13 protein-coding genes and 1 pseudogene are annotated in these 25,738 nt (G+C 74.1%); 7 read left to right on the plus strand and 7 right to left on the minus strand.

What is annotated here, in order from left to right:
• The first annotated feature begins 76 nt into the window (after positions 1-76).
• The 5 genes from RB614_RS05880 (at position 77) to RB614_RS05900 (ending at position 10,663) form a co-directional block, all read left to right on the plus strand.
• Positions 77-4,807 carry a discoidin domain-containing protein gene (locus RB614_RS05880; RefSeq protein ID WP_308711325.1) on the plus strand — a complete coding sequence of 1,577 codons (4,731 nt, stop codon included), beginning with the start codon at positions 77-79 and terminating at the stop codon, positions 4,805-4,807.
• A gap of 72 nt (positions 4,808-4,879) precedes the next feature.
• Positions 4,880-7,990, plus strand: coding sequence for an OmpL47-type beta-barrel domain-containing protein (locus tag RB614_RS05885; protein ID WP_308711326.1), 3,111 nt, complete (start codon positions 4,880-4,882; stop codon positions 7,988-7,990).
• Positions 7,991-8,052: 62 nt separating this feature from the next.
• The gene (locus RB614_RS05890) at positions 8,053-8,682 is read left to right on the plus strand and encodes a hypothetical protein (RefSeq protein ID WP_308711327.1); all 630 of its coding nucleotides are present in this window, start codon (positions 8,053-8,055) and stop codon (positions 8,680-8,682) included.
• A gap of 52 nt (positions 8,683-8,734) precedes the next feature.
• Positions 8,735-9,769, plus strand: coding sequence for a hypothetical protein (locus tag RB614_RS05895; RefSeq protein WP_308711328.1), 1,035 nt, complete (start codon positions 8,735-8,737; stop codon positions 9,767-9,769).
• A 9-nt stretch (positions 9,770-9,778) separates the two neighbouring features.
• The gene (locus tag RB614_RS05900; protein ID WP_308711329.1) at positions 9,779-10,663 is read left to right on the plus strand and encodes an LLM class F420-dependent oxidoreductase; all 885 of its coding nucleotides are present in this window, start codon (positions 9,779-9,781) and stop codon (positions 10,661-10,663) included.
• A 156-nt stretch (positions 10,664-10,819) separates the two neighbouring features.
• Here RB614_RS05900 and pgfA read toward each other — a convergent pair whose 3' ends face one another.
• The 3 genes from pgfA to RB614_RS05915 form a co-directional block, all read right to left on the minus strand.
• Positions 10,820-11,842, minus strand: coding sequence for a cell envelope lipid trafficking protein PgfA (gene pgfA / locus RB614_RS05905; protein WP_308711330.1), 1,023 nt, complete (start codon positions 11,840-11,842; stop codon positions 10,820-10,822).
• A 73-nt stretch (positions 11,843-11,915) separates the two neighbouring features.
• A complete protein-coding gene (locus tag RB614_RS05910) occupies positions 11,916-16,760 on the minus strand; it encodes an alpha-(1->3)-arabinofuranosyltransferase domain-containing protein (RefSeq protein WP_308711331.1) in 4,845 nt (1,614 codons plus the stop codon).
• Positions 16,757-18,433 (minus strand): substrate-binding domain-containing protein, encoded by a 1,677-nt coding sequence (locus tag RB614_RS05915; protein ID WP_308711332.1) that lies wholly within the window; start codon positions 18,431-18,433, stop codon positions 16,757-16,759. Before RB614_RS05915 ends, RB614_RS05910 begins: the two co-directional genes overlap by 4 nt.
• Before the next feature lie 119 nt (positions 18,434-18,552).
• Here RB614_RS05915 and RB614_RS05920 point away from each other — a divergent pair, with 119 nt between their 5' ends.
• On the plus strand, positions 18,553-19,731 hold the full coding sequence (locus tag RB614_RS05920; protein ID WP_308711333.1) for a glycosyltransferase family 4 protein: 1,179 nt from the start codon (positions 18,553-18,555) through the stop codon (positions 19,729-19,731).
• On the opposite strand, the gene RB614_RS05925 is transcribed toward RB614_RS05920, so the two are convergent.
• The 4 genes and pseudogenes from RB614_RS05925 to RB614_RS05940 all read right to left on the minus strand — a co-directional run bounded on the left by RB614_RS05925 (position 19,716) and on the right by RB614_RS05940 (position 24,302).
• Positions 19,716-19,874 carry a hypothetical protein gene (locus RB614_RS05925; RefSeq protein ID WP_308711334.1) on the minus strand — a complete coding sequence of 53 codons (159 nt, stop codon included), beginning with the start codon at positions 19,872-19,874 and terminating at the stop codon, positions 19,716-19,718. The genes RB614_RS05920 and RB614_RS05925 overlap by 16 nt on opposite strands.
• A gap of 38 nt (positions 19,875-19,912) precedes the next feature.
• Positions 19,913-21,628 (minus strand): annotated as a pseudogene (locus tag RB614_RS05930) (MmpA family trehalose lipid delivery protein); the annotation flags it as partial.
• Between the two features lie 2 nt (positions 21,629-21,630).
• Positions 21,631-23,487, minus strand: coding sequence for a hypothetical protein (locus tag RB614_RS05935; protein WP_308711335.1), 1,857 nt, complete (start codon positions 23,485-23,487; stop codon positions 21,631-21,633).
• Positions 23,484-24,302, minus strand: coding sequence for an FkbM family methyltransferase (locus RB614_RS05940; RefSeq protein ID WP_308711336.1), 819 nt, complete (start codon positions 24,300-24,302; stop codon positions 23,484-23,486). Before RB614_RS05940 ends, RB614_RS05935 begins: the two co-directional genes overlap by 4 nt.
• Positions 24,303-24,415: 113 nt before the next feature.
• Between RB614_RS05940 and RB614_RS05945 the strand changes: the two genes are divergently transcribed.
• Positions 24,416-25,723 (plus strand): polysaccharide biosynthesis protein, encoded by a 1,308-nt coding sequence (locus tag RB614_RS05945; RefSeq protein WP_308711337.1) that lies wholly within the window; start codon positions 24,416-24,418, stop codon positions 25,721-25,723.
• Positions 25,724-25,738 lie beyond the last annotated feature (15 nt).

Consider the following 25,738-nt stretch of genomic DNA (forward strand, 5'->3'; position numbering starts at 1 on the left):
GCTCCCCACCAAGTGCTTCCACGCTTCCCGCCAAGTACTTCCACGCTCCCCACCAAGTATCGAGGAAGGAAACGACATGAGTCGTAGACGCGTGAGGAGGGCGCCCGTCTGGGTCGCCCTAACCGCGCTGGTCGTGGGAGGAGCAGTCGGCGTACCGTCCCCCGCGCGCGCCGACAGCCCCGTCCTCCCCGGCAACGAGGGCGACGTCGGGGTCTACACCGACGGCCTGCACCACGTCATGGAGATCGGGGACCCGACCTACAGCAACACCGGCGACGTCGCCAACCAGCTCGACCCCGGCGTGCCGTTCACCGCCGGCAACATGCACCAGTCCATCTTCGACAAGGACCTCGCCGCCGGCGGCACCGACTACTACCTCGACCGGATCCTCGGCGTCCAGGGCACGCTCGGCTCGGCGGTCCTGATGACCCGCGGCCGCTCCCTCTACATGCGCGGCGCCAGCAACAACAACTTCACCGTCATGGGCTTCGCCGGCAGCGCGTACGTCGGCGGCCCCAACAACCTCGGCAACCTGTACACGGTGACCGTTCCTGGGCAGACGGTCACCGAGGTCAACGCCAACCGCTTCAACGCGCCGAGCCACGCCAAGAGCCGGTACACGATCGGCACCACCGGCGTCACCGCGAACCTGACGAAGTTCATCACGTACGACAACGTCGCGGTCACCGCGATCACCTTCGACAACCCCGGCGACGCGCCGGCGACGTTCACCGTCCGGGCCGCCTCGCCGCTGGCCACCCAGGCCGGCCAGGGTACGGCCGAGCTCACCGGGACCCGCACCATCACCAGCGGCGCCAACAACGGGCTCGTCGACACCCCGTGGGACTCGATCCGGACCAGCCTGACCGGCGCCGGGTTCACCCGCGCCGGCACCAACCTCGACCGCGAGGTCACCGTGCCGGCCGGCGGCTCGGTGGCGCTCTCCGTCGTCGGCGCGGTCTCCTCGGCCACGCTGCCGAAGACGGTCGAGAGCTACAACGAGTACGCGCGACTCTCCCCGGCCGAGGCGGTGCGCACCGGCATCACCGCGTTCAACCGGCAGTGGGCCGCGGACGTGCCGTACATCGACGTGCCCGACCCGGCGCTGGAGAAGGCGATCGTCTACCGCTGGTGGGGCGAGCGCTACAACAGCCTCGACGCCAACGCCTCCGGCTACGTCTACCAGTACCCCACCACGATCGAGGGGGTGAACCTCTACCAGAACTCCGTGGCGCTGACCCAGCCGATGCACCTGCAGGACACCAAATGGCTGCGCACGCCGTACCTGCCGTACGGGCAGATCCTCAACATCGGCGAGCTCTCCGGCTCCTCGGCGTTCCTGGACAGCCCCGGCCACACGAGCTGGAACAACCACTACTCGCAGTACATCGGCACGGCCGGGCTCGAGGCGTACAACGTGCACGGCGGCGGCACGGAGGTCGCCACCAAGTTCGCCCACTACTTCGAGGGCGACGGCGTCGGCCAGCTCGAGCACTACGACGGCAACCACGACAACCTGATCGCCTACGACACCAACTACATGCCGGGCAACGACGCCGACGCGATCACGTTCGGCTTCCCGAAGGCGAACGCCGGCGCGCCCGGGGCGCGGACCATCGAGCGCCCCGAGTCGGCCTACGTGTGGGGCGCGTTCGACGCCGCCCGGCAGCTGTACCAGATCGGCGGCGCCGACCAGTCCAAGGTGGACCAGATGGCGGCCAGCGCGAACGGCATCCGGGACGCGGTGCTGAACCGGCTCTGGAGCCCGGACGCGCGGATGTTCCTGGCCGGCACGTCGCATGGCGCCACCAGCGCGGCGAGCTCGAACGGCCGGGCCAACCCGCTGCCCGAGTCGGCCCGCACGCTGATCCCGTCGAAGGAGTCGAACCTCTACGACGTCTACGCCCAGAACCTCATCCCGTTCGACCAGTGGCAGACGTACGTCGACGGCTTCCGCTTCCTGACCTACGGCGACAACTTCCCGATCTTCCCGTTCTACACCGCGAACCAGTATGACCGGGCCGCCTACGGGATCGGCGGCTCCAACAACTTCTCGAACATCAACTTCACCGTGCAGTACCGCGGTGTCCGCTCGGCCCTGCGCCACTACGACCCGGAGCAGAAGTACGTCGACCCGGCGTACGCCAAGCGGCTGCTGGACTGGATGGCCTGGAGCATCTACCCGAACGCGGACCTGCGGGTCGCGAACCAGGCGGAGTACTACTCCAACTGGAACCCGACCACGAAGACCTACAACCGCAACAACCCGAACCACGTGATGCTCGGCAACATGAACTACATCTTCATCGAGGACATGGCGGGCATCCAGCCGCGTTCCGATGACAAGATCGAGCTGTGGCCGATCAAGTTCGGCTACGACCACTTCATGGCCAACAACCTGCGGTACCACGGCCAGGACGTCACCATCGTCTGGGACCCGGACGGCAGCAACTACGGCCTGGGCGCGGGCTACAGCCTGTTCCTGAACGGCGAGAAGAAGGTCAGCACCGACAAGCTCGGCAAGCTCACCTTCGACCCGAAGACCAACCAGGTCCAGGCCGAGGCGGGGCTGACCGTCACGTTCACGGCGGCGACCGGCAGCGACTTCCCGAGCGCGGTGGAGACGCCGATCCAGGACGAGCGGGTCGTCTCGTACCTCAAGACGGCCGGCGTCGACCTCAGCGAGGACGGCCCGAACCTGGCGACCGGCGCGACCCTCGGCTCGTCGTACACCCAGCAGGGTGTCCGGCCCACGCCGTGGCGGCAGTTCCACACGCCGGGCTCGAGCACCACCGCGATGAACTACACGCCGGGCGCCATCAAGGAGACCGAGCGGCCGGTGTCGCTGGCCGCCGTGAACGACGGCGTGACCGCCAACGAGCCCTACTGGGGCAACTACGGCACGGCGGAGAAGAACGGCTACGTCGAGCTCGACCTGGGCTCGGCCAAGTCCTTCGACAACGTCAAGGTGACTTTCGTCAGCGACCGCCAGGCCGGCGGCTACCGCGAGCCGGCGCGCTGGTGGATCCAGGTGCCGGACGGCAACGGCGGCTGGAAGGAAGTGCCGAACCAGTTCAAGAACCCGACGGTACCGTCGGCGAAGTTCAACGAGGCGCTCTTCGCGACCGTGACGTCGAACAAGCTGCGGGTCGCGTTCACCAACAACCCGACCTTCTTCACCGCGATCTCCGAGATCCAGGTGTTCGACTCGGGTCGTGACGTGCCGCCGGTCTCGAACCAGGCCCCGGCGGTCACCGCCATCCGGGACGGCTCGCAGGACGGCAACCTGTCCACGCGCCTGGTCGGCACGGCCTCCGACGACGGCATCCCGTACGACAGCGAGCTCACCTACGGCTGGGAGACCGTCTCCAAGCCGGCGAACGCGGGCGTCATCTTCGCCGACCCGCACGCGCTCACGACCCGGGTGACCGGTACGGTCGCCGGCGACTACGTGTTCCGGTTCTTCGCCGACGACGGGGAGAAGCGGGCCGAGGCGACGGTGTCGGTGACGCTGGCCGAGAAGGAGGTCACCGCGGAGTTCGGCTCGTCCGCGGCGATCACCACCAGCGGCACCGCGTCGTGGGAGAACCACCAGCGGGTCAACGAGGCGACCACGCCGAGCAGCTCCAACCCTGGCTCCGGCAACGGCTGGGGCAACTGGGGCCAGCCGGCGAACGGCACCAGCCCGGCCACGCAGGCGTGGATCCAGTACAAGTGGACCGCGCCGGTGCGGCTCTCCTCGACCGACGTCTACTGGTACGACGACAACGGCGGCACCCGGCGGCCAACCGCCACGACGTACGTGATCGAGTCCTCGACCGACGGCACCACCTGGACCCCGGTCACCCTGACCGGCGGCTCGACGTACGCGAACGGCCTGGCCACCAACGCCTACAACCACTTCACCTTCGAACCGATCACCACCAGCCACCTGCGCATCCGGATCTGGGGCGTCATGTCCGGCGGCGCCGGCACCGGCGTGCTGCGCTGGCGGGCCAACGGCGAGACCGTCGACTCGGTGCGCTCGCCGGTGCTGATCCGCACCACCGAGGGTGTGGTGCCGGCGCTGCCGAGCGAGCTCGACAGCGTCTCCGCCAGCGGTGCGCGGGGCAAGGTCGCGTTCAACTGGCAGCCGATCACGCCGGAGATGGTGGCCGAGACCAACGTCGACCCGTTCGTGGTCTACGGCACGAACGACGCCTACGGCCTGATCGCCGAAGCGCGGGTCTACGTGCGGCCGGAGACCGCGCAGGACGGCATCTCGATCCAGGGCGCCGAGACCTTCCAGCAGAAGGTCGAGGTGGGCCAGCAGCCGTACCTGCCGGACAAGGTGGAGGTCTCGTACAACGACGGCTCCCGGGACAACCAGGCGATCGGCGTCGACTGGCGGTTCGACCCGAGCGTGGTCGACACCCCGGGCCGGTACACCGTCATCGGCGACCTCATCCTGCCCGACTACGTCAGCGAGGCCGGCACCACGCAGACCACGCTGACGCTGACGGTGGGCGACCCGCCCGTGTGGGACGTGGCGGTCCAGGCCCGGAGCCAGTGCACCGGCAGCAACGCGTACGTGGCGGTCACCGCCCGCAACGACGAGGACGTGCCGCTCACGATCGAGCTGGTCACGCCGTACGGGTCGCGGACGGTCGCCAACGTGGCGCCCGGCAAGTCCGCCTACCAGGCGTTCAACACGCGCCTGAAGACGGTGCCGGCCGGGACGGCGACGGTGAAGGTCACCGGGACCGTGAACGGCCAGCCGGTCACCGCGCAGATTCCCGCGCAGTACCCGGCAATCACCTGCGGCTAGCTCCTTCGAGAGGTGGCGGCACCGGGCAACCGGCGCCGCCACCTTCCCCCACCGAACGCGGGAGATCACACCGTGAAAGCCTTCCTGAGACGCTGCGCGGCCGCCGGGCTCCTCGCCGGCGTGCTGGTCGCGGTCCCCGCACCGGCCCAGGCCGCCGACTCGTACCCGTTCACCGACACCACGAACCCGATCCTCGGCGACGGCAGCTACTACTCGGCCGACCCGGCGCCGCTCGTCGTGCCGGCCGGCGCCCCCGGCAACACCAGCGGCCGCGACGAGCTCTACATCTACACCGGGCACGACGAGGCCGGACCCACCACCAACGACTTCGTCATGAACGAGTGGGGCGCCTTCCGCACCACCGACGTCCAATCCGGACAGTGGACCCACTATCCCTCGCTGATGCGCCCGGAGCAGGTCTTCGCCTGGGCCACGCCCGGTCGCGCGTACGCCGGCCAGGTGGTCCGGGGCGTGGACGGGCGCTACTACTGGTACGTACCGATCAACGAGCGGGAGAGCCCGGCGTCCGACAAGTTCGCGATCGGCGTGGCCGTGTCGGACAGCCCGACCGGACCGTGGACCGACCACGCCGGTGGGCCGATCATCTCCCAGCGGGTACCCACCGCCAACACCATCCACAACATCGACCCGACGATCCTGGTCGAGGGGGAGCGGGTCGTCGTCTACTGGGGATCGTTCGGCAACCTGCGGATGCTGGAGTTCCAGGCGGACATGAAGACCCCGGTCGGCACCCCGCGCACCGTCACCGGCCTGACCGGCTTCTTCGAGGCGGCCTGGCTCTTCAAGCGGGGGACCACCTACTACCTGGCGTACGCCGGCAACAACGCCGGCCCGACCTCGGCCTGCACCCCGGCGAACTACCACGCCTGCATCGCGTACGCCACGGCCGCCGCGCCGGAGGGGCCGTGGACCTACCGCGGCACGATGCTCCGGCCGGTCTCCTCGACCACCAGCCACCCGGGCATCCTGGAGTTCGACGGCGAGTGGTACATCGCCTACCACACCGCCGACGCGGTGGGCGGCGGCCACTTCCGCCGTTCCGTCGCGATCGACAAGGTCGAGTGGGACGACGCGCAGACGCCACCGCGGATGAAGCTCGTCACGCCCACCCCGGCCAAGGGGCGCGACCTCACGCCCCGGGCGAACATCGCACAGGAGGCGAAGGCGACCGTCTCCAACGAGCCGGTGCCGACCCAGTACTGGATCAAGGCGCTCAACGACGAGATCGTCCGCGCCAACCCGCTGCCGCCGGACATGTGGGGCACCTGGACCGGCGACAACCCGCCCCAGCAGTGGGCCCAGTACACCTGGGACCAGCCGATGCGGATCTCCGGTTCGCAGATCGACTTCTGGAACGACCAGCCGCAGGGGACCGGCGTCGGCGTCGCGGCACCGGCCCGCTGGCGCGTCCAGTACTGGAACCTCGACAGTGGACAGTGGGCGGACGTGCCCAACCCGAGCGGCTTCCCGACGGGCACGCAGGGCTTCCAGAGCACCACGTTCGACCCGGTGACGACCACGCAGGTACGGGCGACGTTCGACGCCTCGACCAACGGCAGCACGTACTCGGCGGTGGCGGTCGAGGAGTGGAAGGTCCTGGCGGCGCAGCCGTCGCCCGTCACGCCGCCGGAGATGACGGTCGAGGTGGGGGAGCGGGAGCTACCGGGCACGGTGCCGGTCTCGTTCGGCGCCCCTTCCGGCGGCGAAACCCTTCAGGTGCCGGTCTTCTGGGACCCGGTGACCGACGAGCAGGTCGCCGCGCCCGGCACGTTCACCGTCCAGGGCACGGTGCTCGGGTACGCCGCCGGCCGGATCTCCGCGCGGGTCCGGGTCATCTCGCCGAGCGACACCGAGGGCGACGGGACCGCGCCGGCGCTGACGCTCACCCCCAGCGGCAGCGCGGGCAGCGCCGGCTGGTACCGGTCCGCGGTGCGGGTCCGGGCGGCCGGGGTCGACGACCGGGGCGGGCGGCTGACCATCGAGTCCACGGTGGACGGTGGGCAGCCGGCGGTCGTGCGGGACGTGCGGTACACCGACGTCGACGTCTCCGGGGACGGGCGGCACACCGTCACGGCCACCGCGACCGACCGCGCCGGCAACGTCTCGGCGCCGGCGAGCCTGGCCGTCCGCATCGACGCCACGCCGCCGGTCAGCGCCGCCTCCGTCAACAGCGTCACGCGGGCGGTCATGCTCCTGTCGACCGACGCCACCTCCGGGGTGGCGCGGATCGAGTACGCCGTCGACACCGGGGCGTGGACGCCCTACACCGGTGCGATCGCGGCGCCGGACAGCGGCCGGCACACGGTGTCGTTCCGGGCGGTCGACACGGCCGGAAACCTGGAGACGGCCAAGAGCGCCACCATCCCGGCGGACCTGTCCGGGCCGCTCACCGGCAACATCGGGCCGATCGGGACGCCGACCGCGTCGTACACGGCCGGCTGGAACAGCGTCACCGCGCTCAACGACGGCGCCGACCCGGCCAACCCGAGCCAGGCGCAGATCTGGGGCACCTGGTCCGGCAACCGGCCGGCGACCCAGTGGGTGCAGTACGACTGGGCCCGCCCGGTGCGGATAACCGGTACCGAGCTCAAGTTCTGGCGGGACTCCAACCAAGGCAGCGGCGACGGCGTCGCCCAGCCCGACGGGTGGGTCCTGCAGTACTGGGACGGGGCCACCTCGGCCTGGCGTGACGTGACCGGCGCGTCCCCGTACGGCACGAGCACCACCGCGTTCAACGACGTCACCTTCGACCCGGTCACCACCCCGCGGGTGCGGGCGACCATCCGGGCCAACGGCAACGGCACCACCTATTCGGCGGTCGCGATCACCGAATGGCGGGTCTTCGCCGACGATCCGGGCACCCAGCCGGCGCGGGTGCCGGTCACGGTCACCGTCCAGGCGCGATGCGTCGCCGGCAAGGCGTACGTCGCGGTACGGGCTCGCAACGACCACGACACACCAGTGAAGATCATCTTCGAGACGGCGTACGGCGACCGGACGTTCGCGAGCGTCGCCCCGGACGCCAACGCCTACCAGTCGTTCGCCACCAGGTCGGCCTCGGTCGCGGCCGGCTCGGCCACGGTCCGCGCCACCGGGACGGTGGCCGGCGAGGAGGTGACGACTGTCCACACGGCGGAGTTCCCCGGCGTGGCCTGCGCCTGAACCACCATTCCCACCACCCACGAAGGGTCCCACCAAACCCACGAAAGGCAACGGAGCATCACATGAGCAGAAGACGCAAGCGGATGGTCGCGGCGGGTGCCGCGGCCGCCGTCCTGGCCGGGCCGATGGCGCTGCAGTCGCCGGCACTGGCCGCGCCCGGCGACAGTGACGACGTGCGGGTCACCGTCGACATCGAGGAGATCCGGGAACCGGGCGTGCTCGCCATGTCCATCGCCGGCGACTCGGTCGCGCTGGCCGAGGAGGGCTCGACCCTGCTGGTCCGGCAGTTCGTCGGTAGCCTGCCGACCGTCACCGTCACCGACACCCGGATCGCCGAGGAGGTGCCGGACGGGGCCGCCTGGGCGGTACTGGGCAGCGCCACCGACTTCGTCGGCGACGCCGGCCAGGCGCCGATCAGCGCCGGGCACCTCGGCTGGACGCCGCACCTGGTCGACGGCGGCGACTCCGGCCTGGTCACCGAGGGCGAGGAGGTCGTGACCGTCCTCGACGAGCCGACCCAGCCCGGCAACAATGTCGGTCTGGTCGACCAGGAGCTGCTGGTGTCGACGTTCGACTCCGAGGCCGTCACCGGCGACTCCTACTCCGTCAACGCCAACCTGTTCCTGCGCGCCCCGATCGACGTCGCGGCCGGCTCGTACACCTCGACGTTGACCTTGTCCTTGTTCGAATGACGCACCGGTGGGGCCGCGGCGGTGCGGCCCCCACCACCCCCGGAGGTCCGCCATGACCCGACGCCCGCCGCGGCTGCTCGCGGTGCTGGCCGCGGCACTCGTCGCCGTGCCGGCCGCACCCACCGGCGCCATGGCGGCGCCGTCGCCGACCGCGCCCGCCCTCACCTGGGCCGTCCAGCCGGCCGACGAGCGGGGCCCGGACGGCCGCCGCTGGATGGAGCACACGCTGGACGCGGGCCAGGTGGTGACCGAACGGCTGGCGGTGCGCAACTTCAGCGACCGCCCCGCCGAGTTCTCGCTGAAGGCGGCCGACGGCTACCTCACCGACAAGGGCCGCTTCAACATGCTCCCGTCCAGCCAGAAGTCCGTGGACGGCGGCACCTGGATCCGGGTCCAGGAGAAGGTGACGGTCGCGGCCAAGGGCACGGCGGTCGTGCCGTTCACCATCACCGTGCCGCGGGACGCCCGGCCGGGCGACCACCCGGCCGGCATCGCGGCGACGGTCACCGCCACCGGGGGTACGGTCGCGGTCGAGAGCCGGGTCGGCTTCCGGGTCATGATGCGGGTCAGCGGCACGGTCACCGCGTCGCTGGCCGTCGACGGCCTCACCACGACGTACCGGCGCTCGTGGAACCCCTTCTCGGCCGGCTCGATCCTGGTCCGGTACACGGTGACCAACGACGGCAGCGTCGCGGCGACCGGCACCGCGGAGGTGACCACGTCGGAGCTGTTCGGCGCGGCCGAGCACGGCGCCCGGGCCGAGGTCGCGCGGACCCTGCCGGGCGGCGGCCGCGAGGTCGAGGTACGGGTCGCCGGCGTGTGGGCGCTGGGCCCCCTCGCCACGACCGTCGACCTGACCCCGGCCGCGCTGGAGAGCGCCGAGGTCCGCCCCACCTCGGCGACCGTGACGGTGTGGACGCTGCCCTGGCCGCAGCTGCTCCTGGCCGCCCTCCTCGCCGCCGTGGCACTCACCGCCCGAACCGCCGTACGCCGGCGCCGGCGGCGGCTCGCCGAGCTGCTCGCCCGCGCCCGCGACGAGGGGCGCGCCGAGGCCCACGCGACCACCTCCGGTCCCGCCGGGGGATAGGGTTGCCGGGTGGACCTTGGCATCCATTTCCTGAACTTCACCAACCCCGGCGGCGACGCGGCCATCGCCCCGCTGCTGGCCGACACCGCGAAGGCCGCCGACGACGGCGGCTTCGCCCTCTTCACGGTCATGGACCACTTCTTCCAGATGGAACAGGTGTGGCCCGCCGAAAACCCGATGCTCGAGGGGTACAGCGCGCTCGCCTACGCCGCCGCGCACACCTCCCGCGTCGAGCTGGCGACGCTGGTGACCGGCGTGACCTACCGCCACCCGGGGCTGCTGGCCAAGACCGTGACGACGCTCGACGTGCTCTCCGGCGGCCGGGCCGTGCTGGGCCTCGGCGCCGCCTGGTACGAGCGGGAGCACCGTGGGCTGGGCGTGCCGTTCCCGCCGCTGGCCGAGCGGTTCGAGCGGCTGGAGGAGACGCTGCGGATCTGCCTGCAGATGTGGAGCGACGACGACGGCGCGTACGCCGGCCGCCACTACACGCTCGCCGAGACCCTCAACCGCCCACGGTCGCTGCAACGCCCCCGCCCGCCGATCCTCATCGGGGGCAACGGCGAGCAGAAGACGCTCCGCCTGGTCGCCAAGTACGCCGACGCCTGCAACTTCACGGTCAACGAGCCGGACGTGGTCCGCCACAAGGTCGGCGTGCTGCGCCGCCACTGCGAGCGCGAAGGCCGCGACATCGGCGACATCCGGATCACCGTGCAGAACTCCGTCGACCCGACCCAGGACCCGGACGCCTTTCTCCGCCGCGCCGAGGAGCTGGCCGCGCTCGGCGTGCGCCACCTGCACATGCGCGCCCCCCAACCGGACCCGGCCGGCTTCGTGGCCCGCGTGGTCGAGTCGGTCAAGCCCGCGATGGACCAGATCGAGCCCGCCAAGCTCTGACGAACTGGCCGAGCGATCACCGTTACCCTCCCCACGTCCGTGATCGAAGCTCCCGTCAAGTCGTTCTAACGACTTGAAGGGAGCTTCGATCACTGCCCACCCCGCGGCGGCGCGCGGCGGCGAGGGAGCCACCGCGGTGCCTCGGGTCTTCGGGGGTTACGAGGTCGTCTTGACCGGGCCCTTGTCGCCGGCGTCGGCGGGTGCGACGGCGGCGGGAACGGCGTGGCGGCCGCCGCGGCGCAGGCCGAACGCCAGGGCCAGGGCGATCAGGATCAGGCCGACCACCGCGAGCCCGATCGGGCCCCACAGGTTGACGAGCTGGAGGAGCTGGCGGTTGGCGGAGGCGCGGTCGGCGCTGCTGGCGATCGTGTCGTCGGTGTACGTGAAGACGGCATCCAGGATCTTGACGGACTGGCCGCTGTCGGCGACCAGGTTCTTCTCCTGCGTCTCCTGCACCTTGATGTACTGGCCGGTGGTCGGCTCCACCCAGACGGTGCGGGTGTTGTTGTAGACGATCTGGCCGGAGGTGGCGCCGGGGATCAGCGCGCCCAGGATGACCTGCAGCCGGTCGGCCGGCACCTCCTGCCGCCCGCCCCGGATCTCCTGGGTGAACTGGTACGTCTCCAGGCCCTCGATCTCCTCGGTCTTGACGAAGACGGCGGGCTGGGCGGCGAGGATGTCGCGGTCGAAGATCTGGTACGTCGTCTTCTCCGTGCCGAACGGGAACTTGTACGTCTGGCCGGTGTAGTTGACGCCCTGCCGGTCGCCGCCGGTGTCGAGCCACTGCCCGTTCCACGGCTGGGCGGCCGCGGTCCGGCGGTCCAGCGCGAGCGACGTGCTGTACGCGCTGACCAGCTCGTCGTTGTCGGTGCGGACGACCTCCTGGCCGACCAGCCACACCACCGCCTCGCCGTCGAGGTCGCCCTGCAGGTCGGCGGTCTGCGCGGTGTCGGGCTGCACGGTGATCGTCGACCGTAGGGTGCCCTGGTTGACCGCCACGTTGCCGTCGGTGATCTGCATGAAGGTCGCGTTGGGTGCCTCCGCGACCGACTGGGTGCGCTCCAGGTCGTACGGAAGCTGCTCGACCCGGGGCCCGATGAAGAAGGCCAGCCCCGCCGCGAAAACCAGCGCGAGGACTCCAAGGCCGACAAGCACGGCGTGGGTCACCCGGGACCTCATAGCGCGCCTCCACAGTGTAGGGACGGACTCGTGGGGGAAACGTCCGCCGGCTGGCGAGCAGGTTACTACTGAGTCACATCTGGTGCGACCCCTGAGCTCCCCGGTGTCGCAGAATCATCGTGAAGTTCCACGTCAGGACCTCGCGCAGGACCGGGAGGCGGGCCACCCAACATGCCCATCGCGGGTGGTACCGGGGCAGAACATCCACGATCTCGACTCGACCCTCCCGGCGCGCCCTCCGGGCCCAGCGCATCGCCCGCGCCGCACTGACCGGGAAGAGCGTGTGCCGGTAACGGTTCTTGGGCTCCCGCCCCATCCGCCGCAGGTACCGGCGCCGGGCCCGCTCGCCGCCCAGGTAGTGCCAGGGCGCGGTCTCGTGGCCGCCCCAGGGCGACAGCCACGGCGTGAACGACACGAAGACGGTGCCGCCCGGCCGGGTCACCCGTAGCATCTCGTCGAGCATCGCCTCCGGCGTCGAGACGTGCTCCAGCACGTTGGAGGAGTAGCAGACGTCGACCGCGCCGGAGCGTACCGGCAGCGCGGTGCCGGCGCCGCGGATCATCCCGGCGACCGGTGCGCCGCCCGCGGCGAAGTCGCCGACGGCGGGGTCCAGCCCCAGGTACGCCGCGCCGGCCCCGCGGAACGCGGCGGCGAAGTAGCCCGGCCCGCCGCCGACGTCCAGCACCACGGCGCCGTCCAGGTCTACATAGGAGCCGAGCTGGCGCGCCGAGTCGGCGGCGAGCATCGAGTAGAACCGGTCCGGGTCGGTCTGCTCGTGCAGGAACCCGCGGAACAGCCGCACCGAGCGGCCGATCGTCGCGCGGTGCGGGTCGGGCGGGTCGGGTGCCGGCGGCGCCTCGGGCTCCGCGCGGGCGGCGGGCGTCAGGGTCGCGGCCACGGCGGACACCGCCACGAGCATCGCCGCCTGCACGAGCCCGCCGTACGCCCACTCCTGCCCGTGTCCCTGGACCCGGCCGAGCACCGCGACGGCCGTGCCGGCGACGCCGGCCAGGACGGCGATGCCGGGCAGCGCGCCGGGCCGCAGCTGGCGGACCAGCATCGCGGCGAGCAGCAGGGCCACCGCGGCCACGCCGCCGAGCGCGACCGCGAGCGCCATCAGCGGCACCACGACCCACCAGGTCACCGCCCGGCCCGGCGGCACGAGCGGGCGCCGGCGCCGTGCCGGGACCAGCGCCAGCAGCCCGACGAGGACCGCCGCACCGGCGCCGGCCGCCAGGCCCGCGCGGTACGGCCGGTCCGGCGTGAACGCCAGCGTCACCGTCCCGCCGTCGCCGGCCGGCAGCTCGAACGCCTGCTGCCACCCGTCGACCCGGACCGCGGGCAGCCGGCGACCGTCCATCGTGGCCACCCAGCCGGCGTTGAAGTTCTCCGGTACGACGAGCAGCGCGGCGCCGCCGCCGGCCACGGTGATCGTGCGCGAGGTCGGCCGCCACTCGACCACCTCGACGGCCCGCTCCACCGGCGGCGCCGGGGGAGAGCCGGTCACCAGCGCGGCGGAGTCCACGACGAACGACGCCGACGGTACGGTGCGCAGGCGGTGCTCGCCGGCGGCCAGTTCGACCCGTCCCGTGGTGAAGTCGTCGCAGATCGCCAGCGGCAGCGCCCGCCCCTCGCGTACGTCGGCGAGGGTGCCGGAGACCGCCGTCGGGTAGGCCACCCCGTCCAGTTCCACGGCCGGCCCGCTGCCGCACGCCGCGGTGACCGGCGTGTCCGGGGCGGCGGGGCGGAGCAGGGCGGCCAGCGCCGGCACCTCGACCTCCGCGACGCCGACCGGCGCCGGCCAGCTTCCGCGCGGGTCGGCGATCCGCGGGTCGTACCCGGTCACCTCGATCTCGATCCGGTCGGTGGTGACCCGCGGGAACGTGACCCACCCGTCCGGGTCCACCGGCGCGCTGCTCTCGCCGGCCGGCGTCCGCACGAGCACGGCGCGGGGTGCCGCCGCCACCGGCGCGGACGGGGCTACCAGCCGGAGCCGGTCGAGCGCGTGCGGGGTGTCCCAGGCGAGCCGCAGGGTCGGTGTCTCGTCGACCGGTTCGGCGAGCCAGGCGGTGGCCGGGTCACCGTCCACAGTGGCGTGCGCGCCGGCGGTGGGGTCGCCGGTGAGGACGGAGGAGGCCGAGGCGGTCACCGGCAGCTCCACCGGCACCGGGCCGCCGGGGCGCGGCCGGGCGGTGAGGCGCAGGTCGTACGTCGCGGGGACCGGGGTGCGGAAGAACCGGTCCAGCCCCAGCGGCTCCTCGCCGGCACGGGCCAGGAACTGGTCGCACCGGGTCTGGCCGCCGGCCGGGTAGCAGGCGCCACGGTCCTGCGGTGCGCGGCTGAAGGCGTACCCGGGGATCTGCCCGCCGGTGACGTCGTCGGGCACCCGCAGGCCGCGCTGCGCGGCCAGGCCGGGGATGCCGATCTCGCGCAGGGCGACCGCGCCGCCGCGGTGGCCGGGGCGGAGCGCGAGCACCGTCACGCGCACCCTGCTGGTCAGGCCGGGCAGCGTGGCGAGGCGTTGCGGCCCGGGGGTCCCGGGCACCTGGCGGTCGACCGCGCCCTGGTCGGTGGTGATCCGCAGGTACTCGACCGGGGCGCCGGCGCGCAGGTCGTCGACCCAGTCGACGGTCAGTTCGTCGACCCGGCGCGGGGTGTCGAACGTGACCTCCAGCCACTGCCCGACCGGTTCGGCGTACGGGTCGGAGCGCCAGGCCGTGCGGCGGTCGCCGTCCAGGGCCGCGAACGGCAGGTACGACGGGTCGGTGGCGCCGATGGTGTCGGCGAACGCGTCGCCGCTCGACGCGTCCACCGAGCGGATCCCCTGGTACGCGGCGACGGTCTCGTGCCCGGCGGTGGCGAACGGGGTGAGGTCGCCGCGCTGCCGGCGCTGCCGGGTCGGCTCGCCGGCGGCCAGCGTGTAGCTGACGTTGTCGCGCATCCGGCCGACGTTCAGCTCCCGCCGGCGCAGCCCGTCGGTGACGAGCCACGGCCGGCCCGCCACGTCGAGGTCGCCCGCGTCGCCGGCGAGCACCACCGGCTGCCGGCCGTCGACCAGCCCCTGCTCCAGCAGCCCCAGCAGCGACTCCGGCCCGCCGCTGACGACCGGTACGCGGTCGAGCGCCGTGGCGGAGGCGACCGGGGTCGCCGCGCGTACCTGGAAGACCTCGATCGACGGTACGGCGGGCGCGGCGTCCACCGGGCTGTCGGCGGCGCCGGCGGCCGGGCCGAACGAGGCCACCGGGGACAGGCCCGGCGAGCCGGCCACCGCGCGGCGGACGACCGCGATCGGTGGGGCGCCGGTGGCCGCGCGGTCGATGTCGTGGCGGAGCAGCAGGTACCGGTAGCCGGCGCGGGCCAGGAAGTCGGCGAGCCCGGGCGAGCCGCGCCCCTGTGCCAGGACCTGCTCGACGGCGTCCATCACCCGGATGTTGCCCTCGGAGCCGAGCGGGATCTGGTGCCGCGTCGACCACGGCGCCCCGGCCAGCGGCTGGATCGCCTCGTCGACGGTCCGGCCCCAGGTGTTCAGCGCGAAGCCCGAGCCGGGCACGACCAGGGTACGGGCGCTCGGGTCCTGTGTGGACAGCCAGCTCGCCGCCTGCCGCCAGTACGCCGGCACCTGCGACCAGCCGGGGCCGGGGCGGAGCAGGAAGAGCCAGGCCGGCGCCGCCGCCGCGACCAGCAGGGCGGCCACGAGCGGCGCGGCGGGTACCCGGAACCGGCGCACGCCGAACCGCCGGCCGGCCGCGTACGCCAGGCCGAGCACGACCGGCAGGCGCAGCACCGGCTCGAACTTGTGGACGTTGCGCAGCGGCGCGAGCGTCCCGTCGAGCAGGTCGCGGACCGTGGCGGCGAACGGGCTGTCCAGCGTGCCGAGGTAGCCGACCGTGAGCAGGGTCAGCCCGGTCACCGCGCCGAGCACGAGGAACCGGCGCTCGGGCAGCCCCGGCAGGGCGAGCCCGGCGAGGCCGGCGACGGCGACCAGCGCGGTGGCCGCCATCAGCGCGGGGTCGTCGACCAGGATCCAGCCGGCCGGCCACCACGGCTCGCCCTGCACGATGTAGCCGACCCACTGGTTGGTGCCGCGGGTGGCCTGGAAGAGCGAGGTCACCGCGGTCGTGGTCGCCGAGGACTCGATGTAGTCCAGGAACGGGAGGCTGTACTGCCCGAACAGCAGCAGCGGCACGATCCACCACAGCGTGGCCCCGGCGACGCAGGCGCACCACCAGGCGGCGAGCGTGAGCAGCCGCCGGTCCCAGCGGCGGGTGGCCAGCCAGAGCGCCGGCAGCACCAGGGACATCACGACGGCGGCGGCGTTGATGCCGCCCATGCAGAGCACGGCGAGGCCGGAGAGCGCCGCCGCGCGCCGGGGCGAGCGTACGGCCACCAGCGGCAGCAGCACCCACGGCAGCATCACCACGGGCAGGATCTCGGACGACAGCGGCCCGATCTCGGTGAGCATCCGGGGGGCGAGCGCGTACGCCAGCGCGGCCAGCAGCCGCCCCGCCGGCGAGCCGATCCGCAGCGCCCGCGCCAGCAGCAGCACGCCGAGGTACGCGGTGCAGAGCAGCAGCGCGCACCAGGCCCGCTGGGTGATCCACGGCGGTACGCCGAGCAGGTCGCCGGCGGCGAAGAACGGCCCGATCGGGAAGAGGTAGCCGTACGCCTGCTGCTGCAGCTCGCCGGAGGTGGCCTCGGGGTTCCACAGGTGCAGCGAGCGGGCCATGAACCCGATCGGGTCGACGGCGAGGTCGAGCTTGGTGTCGAACGTGACCTGGCCCGGCCGTTGCAGCACCGCCACCGCGACCAGCAGCAGCGCGCCCGCGAGCGCGCCGAGCGGGCGGCCCTTCCGCCGTCCGCCGTCGAGCCGCGGCGCCGCGACCGGCGCGGCCACCCGTTCCCGGGTCGCGGCCGTCATCGGCGGCACTTCGGCGGCAGGCAGCTGAACTCGGCCAGCGCGGTGAAGAAGATCTGCCGGATGCCGGCCGGGTCGGGGGTCAGCGCGACCCGCCCGCCGGTGGCCTTGGCGATCTGGTCCAGCTCGGCCCGGTCGATGTCCGGGCCGACACCGATGAACAGGATCGGCAGCGGCCGCCGCTTGTCCTGCAACGCGCCGAGCTCGCGCAGCAGCCGCTCGCGGCCGATCCCGCTGGCGTTGTCGTCGGTGCCGTCGGTGAGGACGAGCAGCAGGTTGATCCGGCCTGCGGTCCAGTTGCGGGCGCTGTCGCGGTACGCGGCGAGCGTCGTGTCGTACAGGCCGGTGCCGCCGTCGGGCTGGACCCGTACCTGGCCGAGCCGCTCGACGATCTGCGCGCGGCGGGGCCCGACCGGGCCGACCGGCACGACCTCCCGGTAGTCGCGCTGCCCGTCCAGGTCGGTGGAGAACGTCCAGAGGCCGATCTCGGTCGCGTCGAGCAGCAGCCGGACGCCGCCCTGCGCGGCCTTGACGGTCGCCGACAGGCGGGTCTCCCGGCTGCCGGGGATCCGCGCCGCCATCGAGCCGGAGACGTCGAGCACGGCGAGCAGCCGCGCGGTCAGGTGCACCCCGCCCCAGGCGCCGACCAGCGCGGCGGCCTCGGCGGGCGGCGGCACCGGGGCCGGCGGGTAGCCGCTGTCCCGGATCTGCCCGGGCGTCGCCGCGCCGGCCGGCGGGGCGCCGGCGGGCGTGCGCAGCCCGTGCCGGGCGAGCGTGGCCGCGCCCTCGGCAGCGAGCAGCGCGCGCAGGAACGCCGCGGCGCCGTCGCGGGAGCCGGCCGAGGAGAGGACGGCGTACGGGTAGTCGGGGCCGGGCACCGCGGACGGCGGGTAGACGGCCACCCGCGCGCCGCCGCCGCGCAGCACCTCCTGCTCGGTGCTGACCACCGCGGTCTCGCCGCGGCCCGGCCCGCCCGGCGCGGGTGGCGCCTCGCCGGTCACGGCGGCGGTGCGCGGCGCGAGGCGGCGCATGATCGCGGCGGCCGCGCCCGGGGCGTCGCCGGCGAGCGCCCGGATCGCGACCAGGGCGCCGAAGCCGAGCGGGCTGACCGCCGGGTCGGGCAGGACGACGGGCAGTGGCGGGCGCTCGGCGCCGACCAGGGCCGGCCAGCCGGGCGCCCGACCGGGCCAGCCGAGCCGGGCCGCGGTGCGCCGGTCCAGGGCCAGCACGACGGGCGTGCTCGCCACCGGTACCCCGGTCTCGGGCACCTGGAACGCGCCGGCGTCGCGGGCCCGGCGCAACCAGAGCGTCGACTCCGGCAGCCAGACGTCCGGCGGCGGCCCGGCCGCCGCCGTCGGCGCCGCCGCGCCGGGTGCGGATCCCGCGGGCGTGGCGCCGGTGAGGTCGCGCAGGACCTGGGCCGACTCCCGGGCCTCGACCACGAGGTCGAGGCAGCGGTCGCGGGCGGCGAGCCGGCCGCCCACCTCCTGGGCGGCCGCCGCGACGCTCGGCGCGGTGACGACGCGCAGCGCGATCCGCTCGGTGCAGCCCGGGTCGCTGCGGGTGCGGTCGAGGTAGCTGACCGCCGTCCAGCCGCCCAGCACCGCGACGAGAGCGGCGCTGAGCACGACGACCGGCCAGAACTCCGGCCGGCGCCGGACGCCGCTGTCCGTCACGGTACCTCCTGTGCGTCTTATCGGCATCGATCCGTCGGGGGCGTTGCGGACCGTACCGTGAGCGCCCTAGTGTGACGCGACCGCATATCGTACTCGCGAGTAGGGGTGACGAGGGGACCATGACGGACGCCCTGAGTCGCCACATACTGTTCCTGAACTGGCGGGACACGCGCCACCCCGAGGGCGGCGGCTCGGAGGTCTACATCGAGCGGGTGGCCGCCGAGATGGCCGCGCGCGGATACCGTTCGACGATCTTCTGCCAGGCACATGCCAACGCCCCGGCCGACGAGACGAAACCCGACGGGGTACGGGTGGTGCGGCGCGGCGGCCGGCACACGGTGTACCTGTTCGCCGCGCTGGTCTACCTCGCCGGCGCGCTCGGGTTCGGGCCGCTCGCCGGCCGCCGGCTCGGCCGCCCCGACCTGATCGTGGACGTCTGCAACGGGCTGCCGTTCCTCAGCCGCGTCTACGCCCGCCGGCCGGTGATCGCCCTGGTCCACCACGTACACCGGGAGCAGTGGCGAGTGATCTTCGGGCCGGTGCCGGCCCGGATCGGCTGGTGGATCGAGTCGCGGCTGGCGATCCGGGTCTACCGCTCCTGCCGGTACGTCACGGTCTCCGAGTCCAGCCGCGCCGAGCTCGCCGGGCTCGGCGTCGACGCCGGCCGGATCACGGTCATCCGCAACGGCACGCCCACCGCGGTCGGGCCGCCCGCCGCCCGTACCGGCCACCCGAGCCTGCTCGTGCTCGGCCGCCTCGTGCCGCACAAGCGGGTGGAGCTGGCCCTGCGCGCCACCGCGCTGCTCGCGCTGGAGATGCCCGCCATCGAGCTGGTCGTCGCCGGGCAGGGCTGGTGGGAGGCGCCGCTGCGCCGGCTCGCCGCCGACCTCGGCATCGCCGGCCGGGTCCGGTTCACCGGGTTCGTGTCCGAAGCGGAGAAACACGGGTTGCTGTGCCGCTCCTGGCTTGCGCTGACCCCCTCCATCAAGGAGGGTTGGGGACTGACCATTGTGGAGGCCGCCGCGCACGGTACGCCGTCCGTCGCGTTCCGCTCGGCGGGCGGCGTGTGCGAGGCGATCGTCGACGGCCGGACCGGCCTGCTGGTCGACGACGAGCTGGAGTTCCTCAAGGCAGTACGCCGGTTTCTGCGGGACGCCGACCGCCGCGCCGAGATGGGGAGGGCGGCGCGCGAGTACGCCCGGGGCTTCACCTGGGACGTGTCGGCCGACGCCTTCGCCGGCGTGGTCGCCGGCCAGCTGCCGCGGGTGCCGCGGCCGCGGGGTCAGCGGGTGCCGTAGACCGTGGTGGCGGGATCCTCGTTGACCTCGTCGGCCACCGTGTCGGCGGACGGGCTCACCGCGCCGGCGGTGGCGTAGATCCCGATGATCCCCAGCGCCGCACCGAGGACGGCGGCGACGACGAACGTGGCCAGCTTGGCCATGGTGACCCCTCCTCGGATAGACGAGTGTGCGGACGGTACCACGCCGTGCGCTGTGCGCGCAGCAGCGCGATTCCCGCGACGGCCACGACGAGGGCGGCGCCCAGGTGGGCGGCGGCGGCCGGCCACCGGCGGTGCGGGCCGGCGCGCGGCTGGACCGCCCCCGGGTTCTCCCAGAGCGCGAGGTACCGGCCGTCGTACACCGGGCGGAGCCCGGCCAGCGCCGGTGCCGGTACCTCCAGGCCCGGCTCCTTCCGGACCAGCACCCAGCGGACGCCGATCCGGGCGACCGGCTCGCCGGCGGCGAGGAGCGCCCGGACCCGCGCGGCGCGGGGGTTCTCCCCGTCGACGGTCACGTCGCCGACCTGGAGGGCGTCGTTCATCAGCACCGGCGCGTCCAGGAAGCGCGGCGCCGGGTCGCGGACCACCTGGCCGCGGTTCCACCGGTACCGCTGGTAGCCGTGGAACGGCAGCGACAGCACCTCGCCCGGCGCGGCACCGACCTGGGCCGACACCGCCGCCCAGTCGGCCGGGTAGCGCACCGGACGCAGCTGGCCGGCCGCGCCGAACGCGAGGTCGGGCAGGATCGCCACCGGCAGCAGCGCGGCCGCGACGAGCACCACCCGCCCGGCGGTACGGTCCAGCCGGCGGGCGAGGCGCTCGGCCAGCCTCTCGGCGCCGACGCCGAGCGTGACCGCGACCAGCAGCGCGTACGGGATCAGGAACTTCTGGCCGTCGCGGAGCAGGCCGGCGCCGGCGACGTTCGCGACGAGCCACCGCAGGCCCGGCGCGGCCGGCGGCGTACCGGCGAGGGCGATCAGCAGCCCGCCCCCGGCCAGCAGCGCGAGCCGACCCGCCCCGCCCGGCCAGCGGCGGCGCAGCTCGACGAGGCCGGCCACGCAGACCGCGAGCAGGGCCAGCGTGGCGAGCGGCACCAGCGGCGAGCCCCGGCTCCCGGGCACCGCCTGCGCGTTCCAGATCCCGCCGGTGCCGGCGACCGCGCCCCAGGCGCCGCTCCAGTTTTCGCCCCGGGCGGCGAACGCGGCGACGCCCGCCGGGTCGGACCGGCCGCCCGCGGCGCTGGTCAGTGCCGCCACCACCCACGGGGCGCAGAGCGCGGCGACCGCGCCACCGGCGAGGACCGGCCTGGCCAGGTCGCCCCGCGTCCACTGTGGACGTCCCGGCTCGGGCGCCGGTGCGGCCGGGCGCGCGGCGGCCAGCAGCACCACCACGGTGGCGAGCGCGATCAGGCCGCCGGTCGGGGTCACCGCCGCCGGCGCTGCCGTGAGGACCAGCCGGGCCAGCGCGCCGGGCCGGCCCGCCCGCAGGTCGCGCGCCGCCGCCACCAGCCAGGGCAGCGCCGCGTACGCCAGCAGCAGCCCCCACTGTCCTAAGAGGAGCCGCTCGGCGAGGTACGGCGTCCAGGCGTACCCGAGGGCGGCGACCACCTTCGGCAGCGTCCGCCCGGTCGGCACCAGCCGCGCCACGCCGAGCGCGGTGAGGTAGAGGATGGCGGCGAGGGCGAGCCGCTGCAGCAGCCACCCGGGTACGGCCAGGCTGGCGAGCGAGACGAGCGCGTCCAGCGGTACCGCCCGGGGCAGCGCGTCGGCCGGCGCGACCAGCTCCCAGCTCAGCGGCTGCCGGGGCACGAAGACCATGTCGTACCGGAGCACGTAGCCGGGCGCCGCGAGCGGGGCGAGCACGACCGCGGTGACCGCCGCGGCGGTGGCGTGCGGGACCAGGGCCCGGGCGCGCATGGCTACCCGACCGGCTGCGGCACGAGGTCGCCGATCTCGATCTCGTCCGTGCAGAACGTGGCCGCCGGGTCGCCCATCGTCAGCTCGACCCGGTCTCCGCCGCCCCAGACCAGCATGAAGACCGCGTTGAGCCCGCGCCGCGCGTCGAACGACCGCCCCTCGCCGCCGCCGAGCCGGAACGTGGCCCTGGTGTCCCGGTCCACGATGTACGCGATCCGCACCGCCTGCCAGTACTCGGGCACGGTCGCGGCGAGGGGCACGGTGACCGCCTCGCCGGCGGCGGCCTTGTAGCCGCAGCCGGGCGCCGGCCCCGGCGCGGCCCTGATGCCCTCGACCCACGCCGGCCGGATCCTCCCCGAGGAGTCGAAGATCGACAACTCGCGTGCCTGGGTCACGAACACCGGCCCGCCGTCGAGCGGCGCGAAGAACCGGGACTGCGCGTTCCATGGCGCGGAGAGCGGGTCCATCACCGCCGTGGGCACCGGCTGGTCCATGAACACGGTGCCGGGCGGGGCGTCCGCGAGGTCCGCTCGGGCGGCGGCCAGGTAGTCACGGCCGGCCTTGACCGACCAGTCCTTCGCGAAGTCGACGCCACTCGCGAGGCTGCTCGCCACGAGCAGGGCGGCGGCGGCCACGCCCAGCACCGCGCCGGCCGACCTCTTTTCCTCCCCCGGCTCTTCCTCCCTCGGCTCCTCCCGGTCGCGCAGGCCGCACAGTGCCACGCCGGCGCAGATGGCGGCGACGAGGAGGACGTCGCCGATGTAGCGCGGGACCAGGCCGGCGACGCCGCTGTAGGCCGAGCCGAGCCGGGTGGCGCCGATCAGGCCCGCGGAGAGCGCGGCGTAGAGCAGGAACAGCGCCCACGCGCGCAGTGCCACTCCACGGCGCAGCCACAGCGTCACGCCGACGAACGCCAGCACCAGCACCCAGGAGACCCGCTGGGCGGTGACCGTGGGGGCCGCGACGGCCGGGCCGTCCGCCGCGTCGAGCCAGGTCCACGGGCCGCCGAGCAGACCGGTGCTGAGCGACTGCCCGAAGAACTGGTGCAGGAACGTGCCCACTTCGGCGCCGGACGACGGCCGGCGCAGGGACGAGGTCGCCAGCGACAGGTACACGGCGAGGAACGCCAGCGAGATCCCGGTGAGCACGAGCCAGGCGAGGGGCCACCGCCGGAGCGCGGTCACCACCGCCCGGAGCGGGCCGCCGGGGGAGTAGAGGCAGACCGTGGCGAGGAAGACGAAGGCGACCGTGAGCAGCGACTTTTCGAAGAACGCCAGGCCGAACAGGACCCAGAGGCCGAGCGCGACCAGGTGGCGCGGCCGGCGGGTCCGGACGTACCGCACCTGGGCGGTCATCGCCATGATCATCGCCAGCTGCATCGGCAGGAGGTTGATCCCCACCGCCCACCACGCGCTGACCTCCAGCGTGAGCGGGCTGAACAGGAACAGGCACAGCGGCACCAGCAGCGCCCAGGTGGCGGGAAGCATGAGCCGCAGCAGGCGGTAGAAGGCGATGCCCACCGCCGCCTGGCCGGCGATCATCAGCGTCGCGTACGGCCAGTAGTCGAACTCGGTCGACCGGTGGGTCAGCCAGGTGACCAGGCGGCCGGCCGGCATGAGGTGGTTGTTGTAGAACTCGAACAGGTAGTCCGGGCCGAGGCCGGCGGCGTCCGCCTGGGAGATGATCGGGAAGTCGTCGATCGCGAGGTATCCGCGGCTGGTGATGCTCGCCCGCCAGGCGATGCTCGCCGCGATCAGCACCGCCGCGACGAGGTGCAGCGGGTCGCGGACGAGCCACGCCGGCACGGGGACGCTGACGGTCGCGCGCCCGGCCTCCGCCTCAGCCGTGTCGGCGCTCATCGGGTCTCCGGCGCTCGGGCTTGCGGCCCTCGCGGCTCGTGCTCTCGCGGCTCGTGCTCTCGCGTCGCCGGTCCTCGCGGCTCGGGTTTGAAGAGCACGAGGTTGACGTAGCGGGGCCAGGGCGCGACCAGCCGGCGGGCGAAGCTCTGCCGCACCCGCCCCACCGCCGCGCGCTGGTGGGCGACCAGGTCGAAGCCGTCCAGCGGCAGCCAGCGGCCGCGGGGCATCACGTACGGGCGGTAGCCCCACCCGCGCAGCAGGGCGAGGATCGGCCCGACCGGCTGGATCCGCTCCTCCACCTCGACCAGCAGCAGGGGAGCGTCGCGGCGGATGGTCCGCTCGGCGCCGCGCAGCACGGCCAGCTCGTGCCCCTCGACGTCGATCTTCATGAACCGGACGTCGGTCAGCTCCAACCCGTCCACGGTCACCCGGGGCACCAGCACCGGCCGGCCGTCGCCATGCTCCACAGAGGACGTACCGACGGCCGCGCCGCCCTCGGGCAGGTGGAGCGTCGCCGTACCGGCGTGGTCGGAGGCGGCGGCCCGCACCACCCGGACGTCCGGGTAGGCCTCGGCCACCAGCTCGGCCAGCTCGGCGGCCGGCTCCAGCGCCACGACCCGGTCGGCGAGCCGGCGCAGCCGCCGGGTCCACGGCCCGTACCAGGCGCCGACGTCGACCGCCGTCCCGCCGCGCGGCGCGTACGAGTGGAGGCGGGCCAGCTCGGGCTCGACCCGCGGGTACACGGCGCGGATCGCCGCACCCATCAGGCCAGCCGGCAGCCGGGTGCGGAGCGTCATCGACAAGGTGCCGGCCATGGTGGGGAACCTTAGCCGCCCCACCCGCGTTTCGGTGACCGGGTGGACCGCCAAGTTTCTCATCAGTAACCTGCACAGGATCCGCGACGAGTGCCGCGGCCGGCGAGGTGACGATGGCACAGGCTGAGGCGACCCGGGTACGGCGGCGCGTGGGCGTGGCCGGTGCTGCCGTCGCGGCCGCGGGCGTCGCCACCAACGCGGTGGCGTACCTGGTACCGGTGCTCGGCGCCCGGCAGCTCAGCCCGGGTGACCTGGGCGCGCTCGCCACCGTGACGGCGATCGCCGCGATCATGGGCGTGCCCGGCCTCGGCCTGCAGATCGCCGTCGCGGTCCACCGCGCCCGCCACCCCGGCGCCGTGTCCGGTCGCGTGGGGTGGCTGACCGCCGCGGCCTGCGCCGCCGCCGTGGTGGCGCTGACCCCGGTCGCGGACGCGCTGCTCGACCTGCCCCCGGCCGCCGTCCCGCTGCTGGCGCTCTACACCGGCGCGGTGGTGGCGGCCGGCCGCTGGCTGGGCGAGCTTCAGGGCGACGAACGGTTTGCGCGCCTCGCGGCCGGCATGGGCGTCCTCACCGCCGGCCGGTACGGCGGCCTGGTCGCCGGCCTGGCCCTAGGCGCCGGCCTGACCGGCGCGGTCCTCGCCGGCACCGCCACCGCGCTGCTGGTCCCGCCGGCGCTCGCCCTCCTCACCCGCTCCGCCGGCGCCCCGCCCGGGGAAGGCGCCCCGCCCGGGGAAGGCGGCGCGCGCGTGGGAGGCGGCGCGCACGCGGAGGACGGCCTGCGGCTGGAAGGCGGCGGCCCGCACGTCGATGGCGGCGGGATCACCGCCCGGCGAGTGGTGACCGCCAGCTCGGCGACGCTCGCCATGCTGGTCGCCTCCTACGCCGACCTGCTGCTCGCCCGCCACCTGCTGCCCGCCGCCGCCTCGGGCGCGTACGCGGTCGGGACCGTGCTGACCAAGGGCGCGATCTGGGCCCCGCAGGCGGTCACCGTGCTCGCCCTGCCCCGGCTGGCCCGCGGCAGCCGCCGCACCCTGGTACTCGCGACCGCGCTGGTCGGCGCCTGCGGCGCGCTGCTGGTCGCGGCGTCGGCGCTGGCCGGCGCGCTCGCCTTCCGCCTGGCCGGCGGCCCCGACTACGCCACCCTGGGTCGGTACGCCCCGGTCTTCGCGCTGACCGGCGCGCTCTACGCCCTGGTGTTCGTGCTGGTCAACGCCGGGGTCGCGGCCGGCGCCCGGTGGCCCTCGGCACCACTGTGGACGGCCAGCGCCGCGCTGGTGGTGGCGGTCGAGTGGCTGGCGCCGCACACGTTCACCGGAATCATGTGGTCCGCGGCCGCGACGGCCGCCCTGGCCCTCGCGCTCTGCGCGCTCACCCTCCGCCGCGCGACCCCCGCTCCGTCCGGAGTGGACCCACGAGCATGACCGCCCGGGCGCTAG

Source organism: Phytohabitans maris, assembly GCF_031085175.1.
GTDB classification, from domain to species: Bacteria; Actinomycetota; Actinomycetes; order Mycobacteriales; family Micromonosporaceae; genus Phytohabitans; species Phytohabitans maris.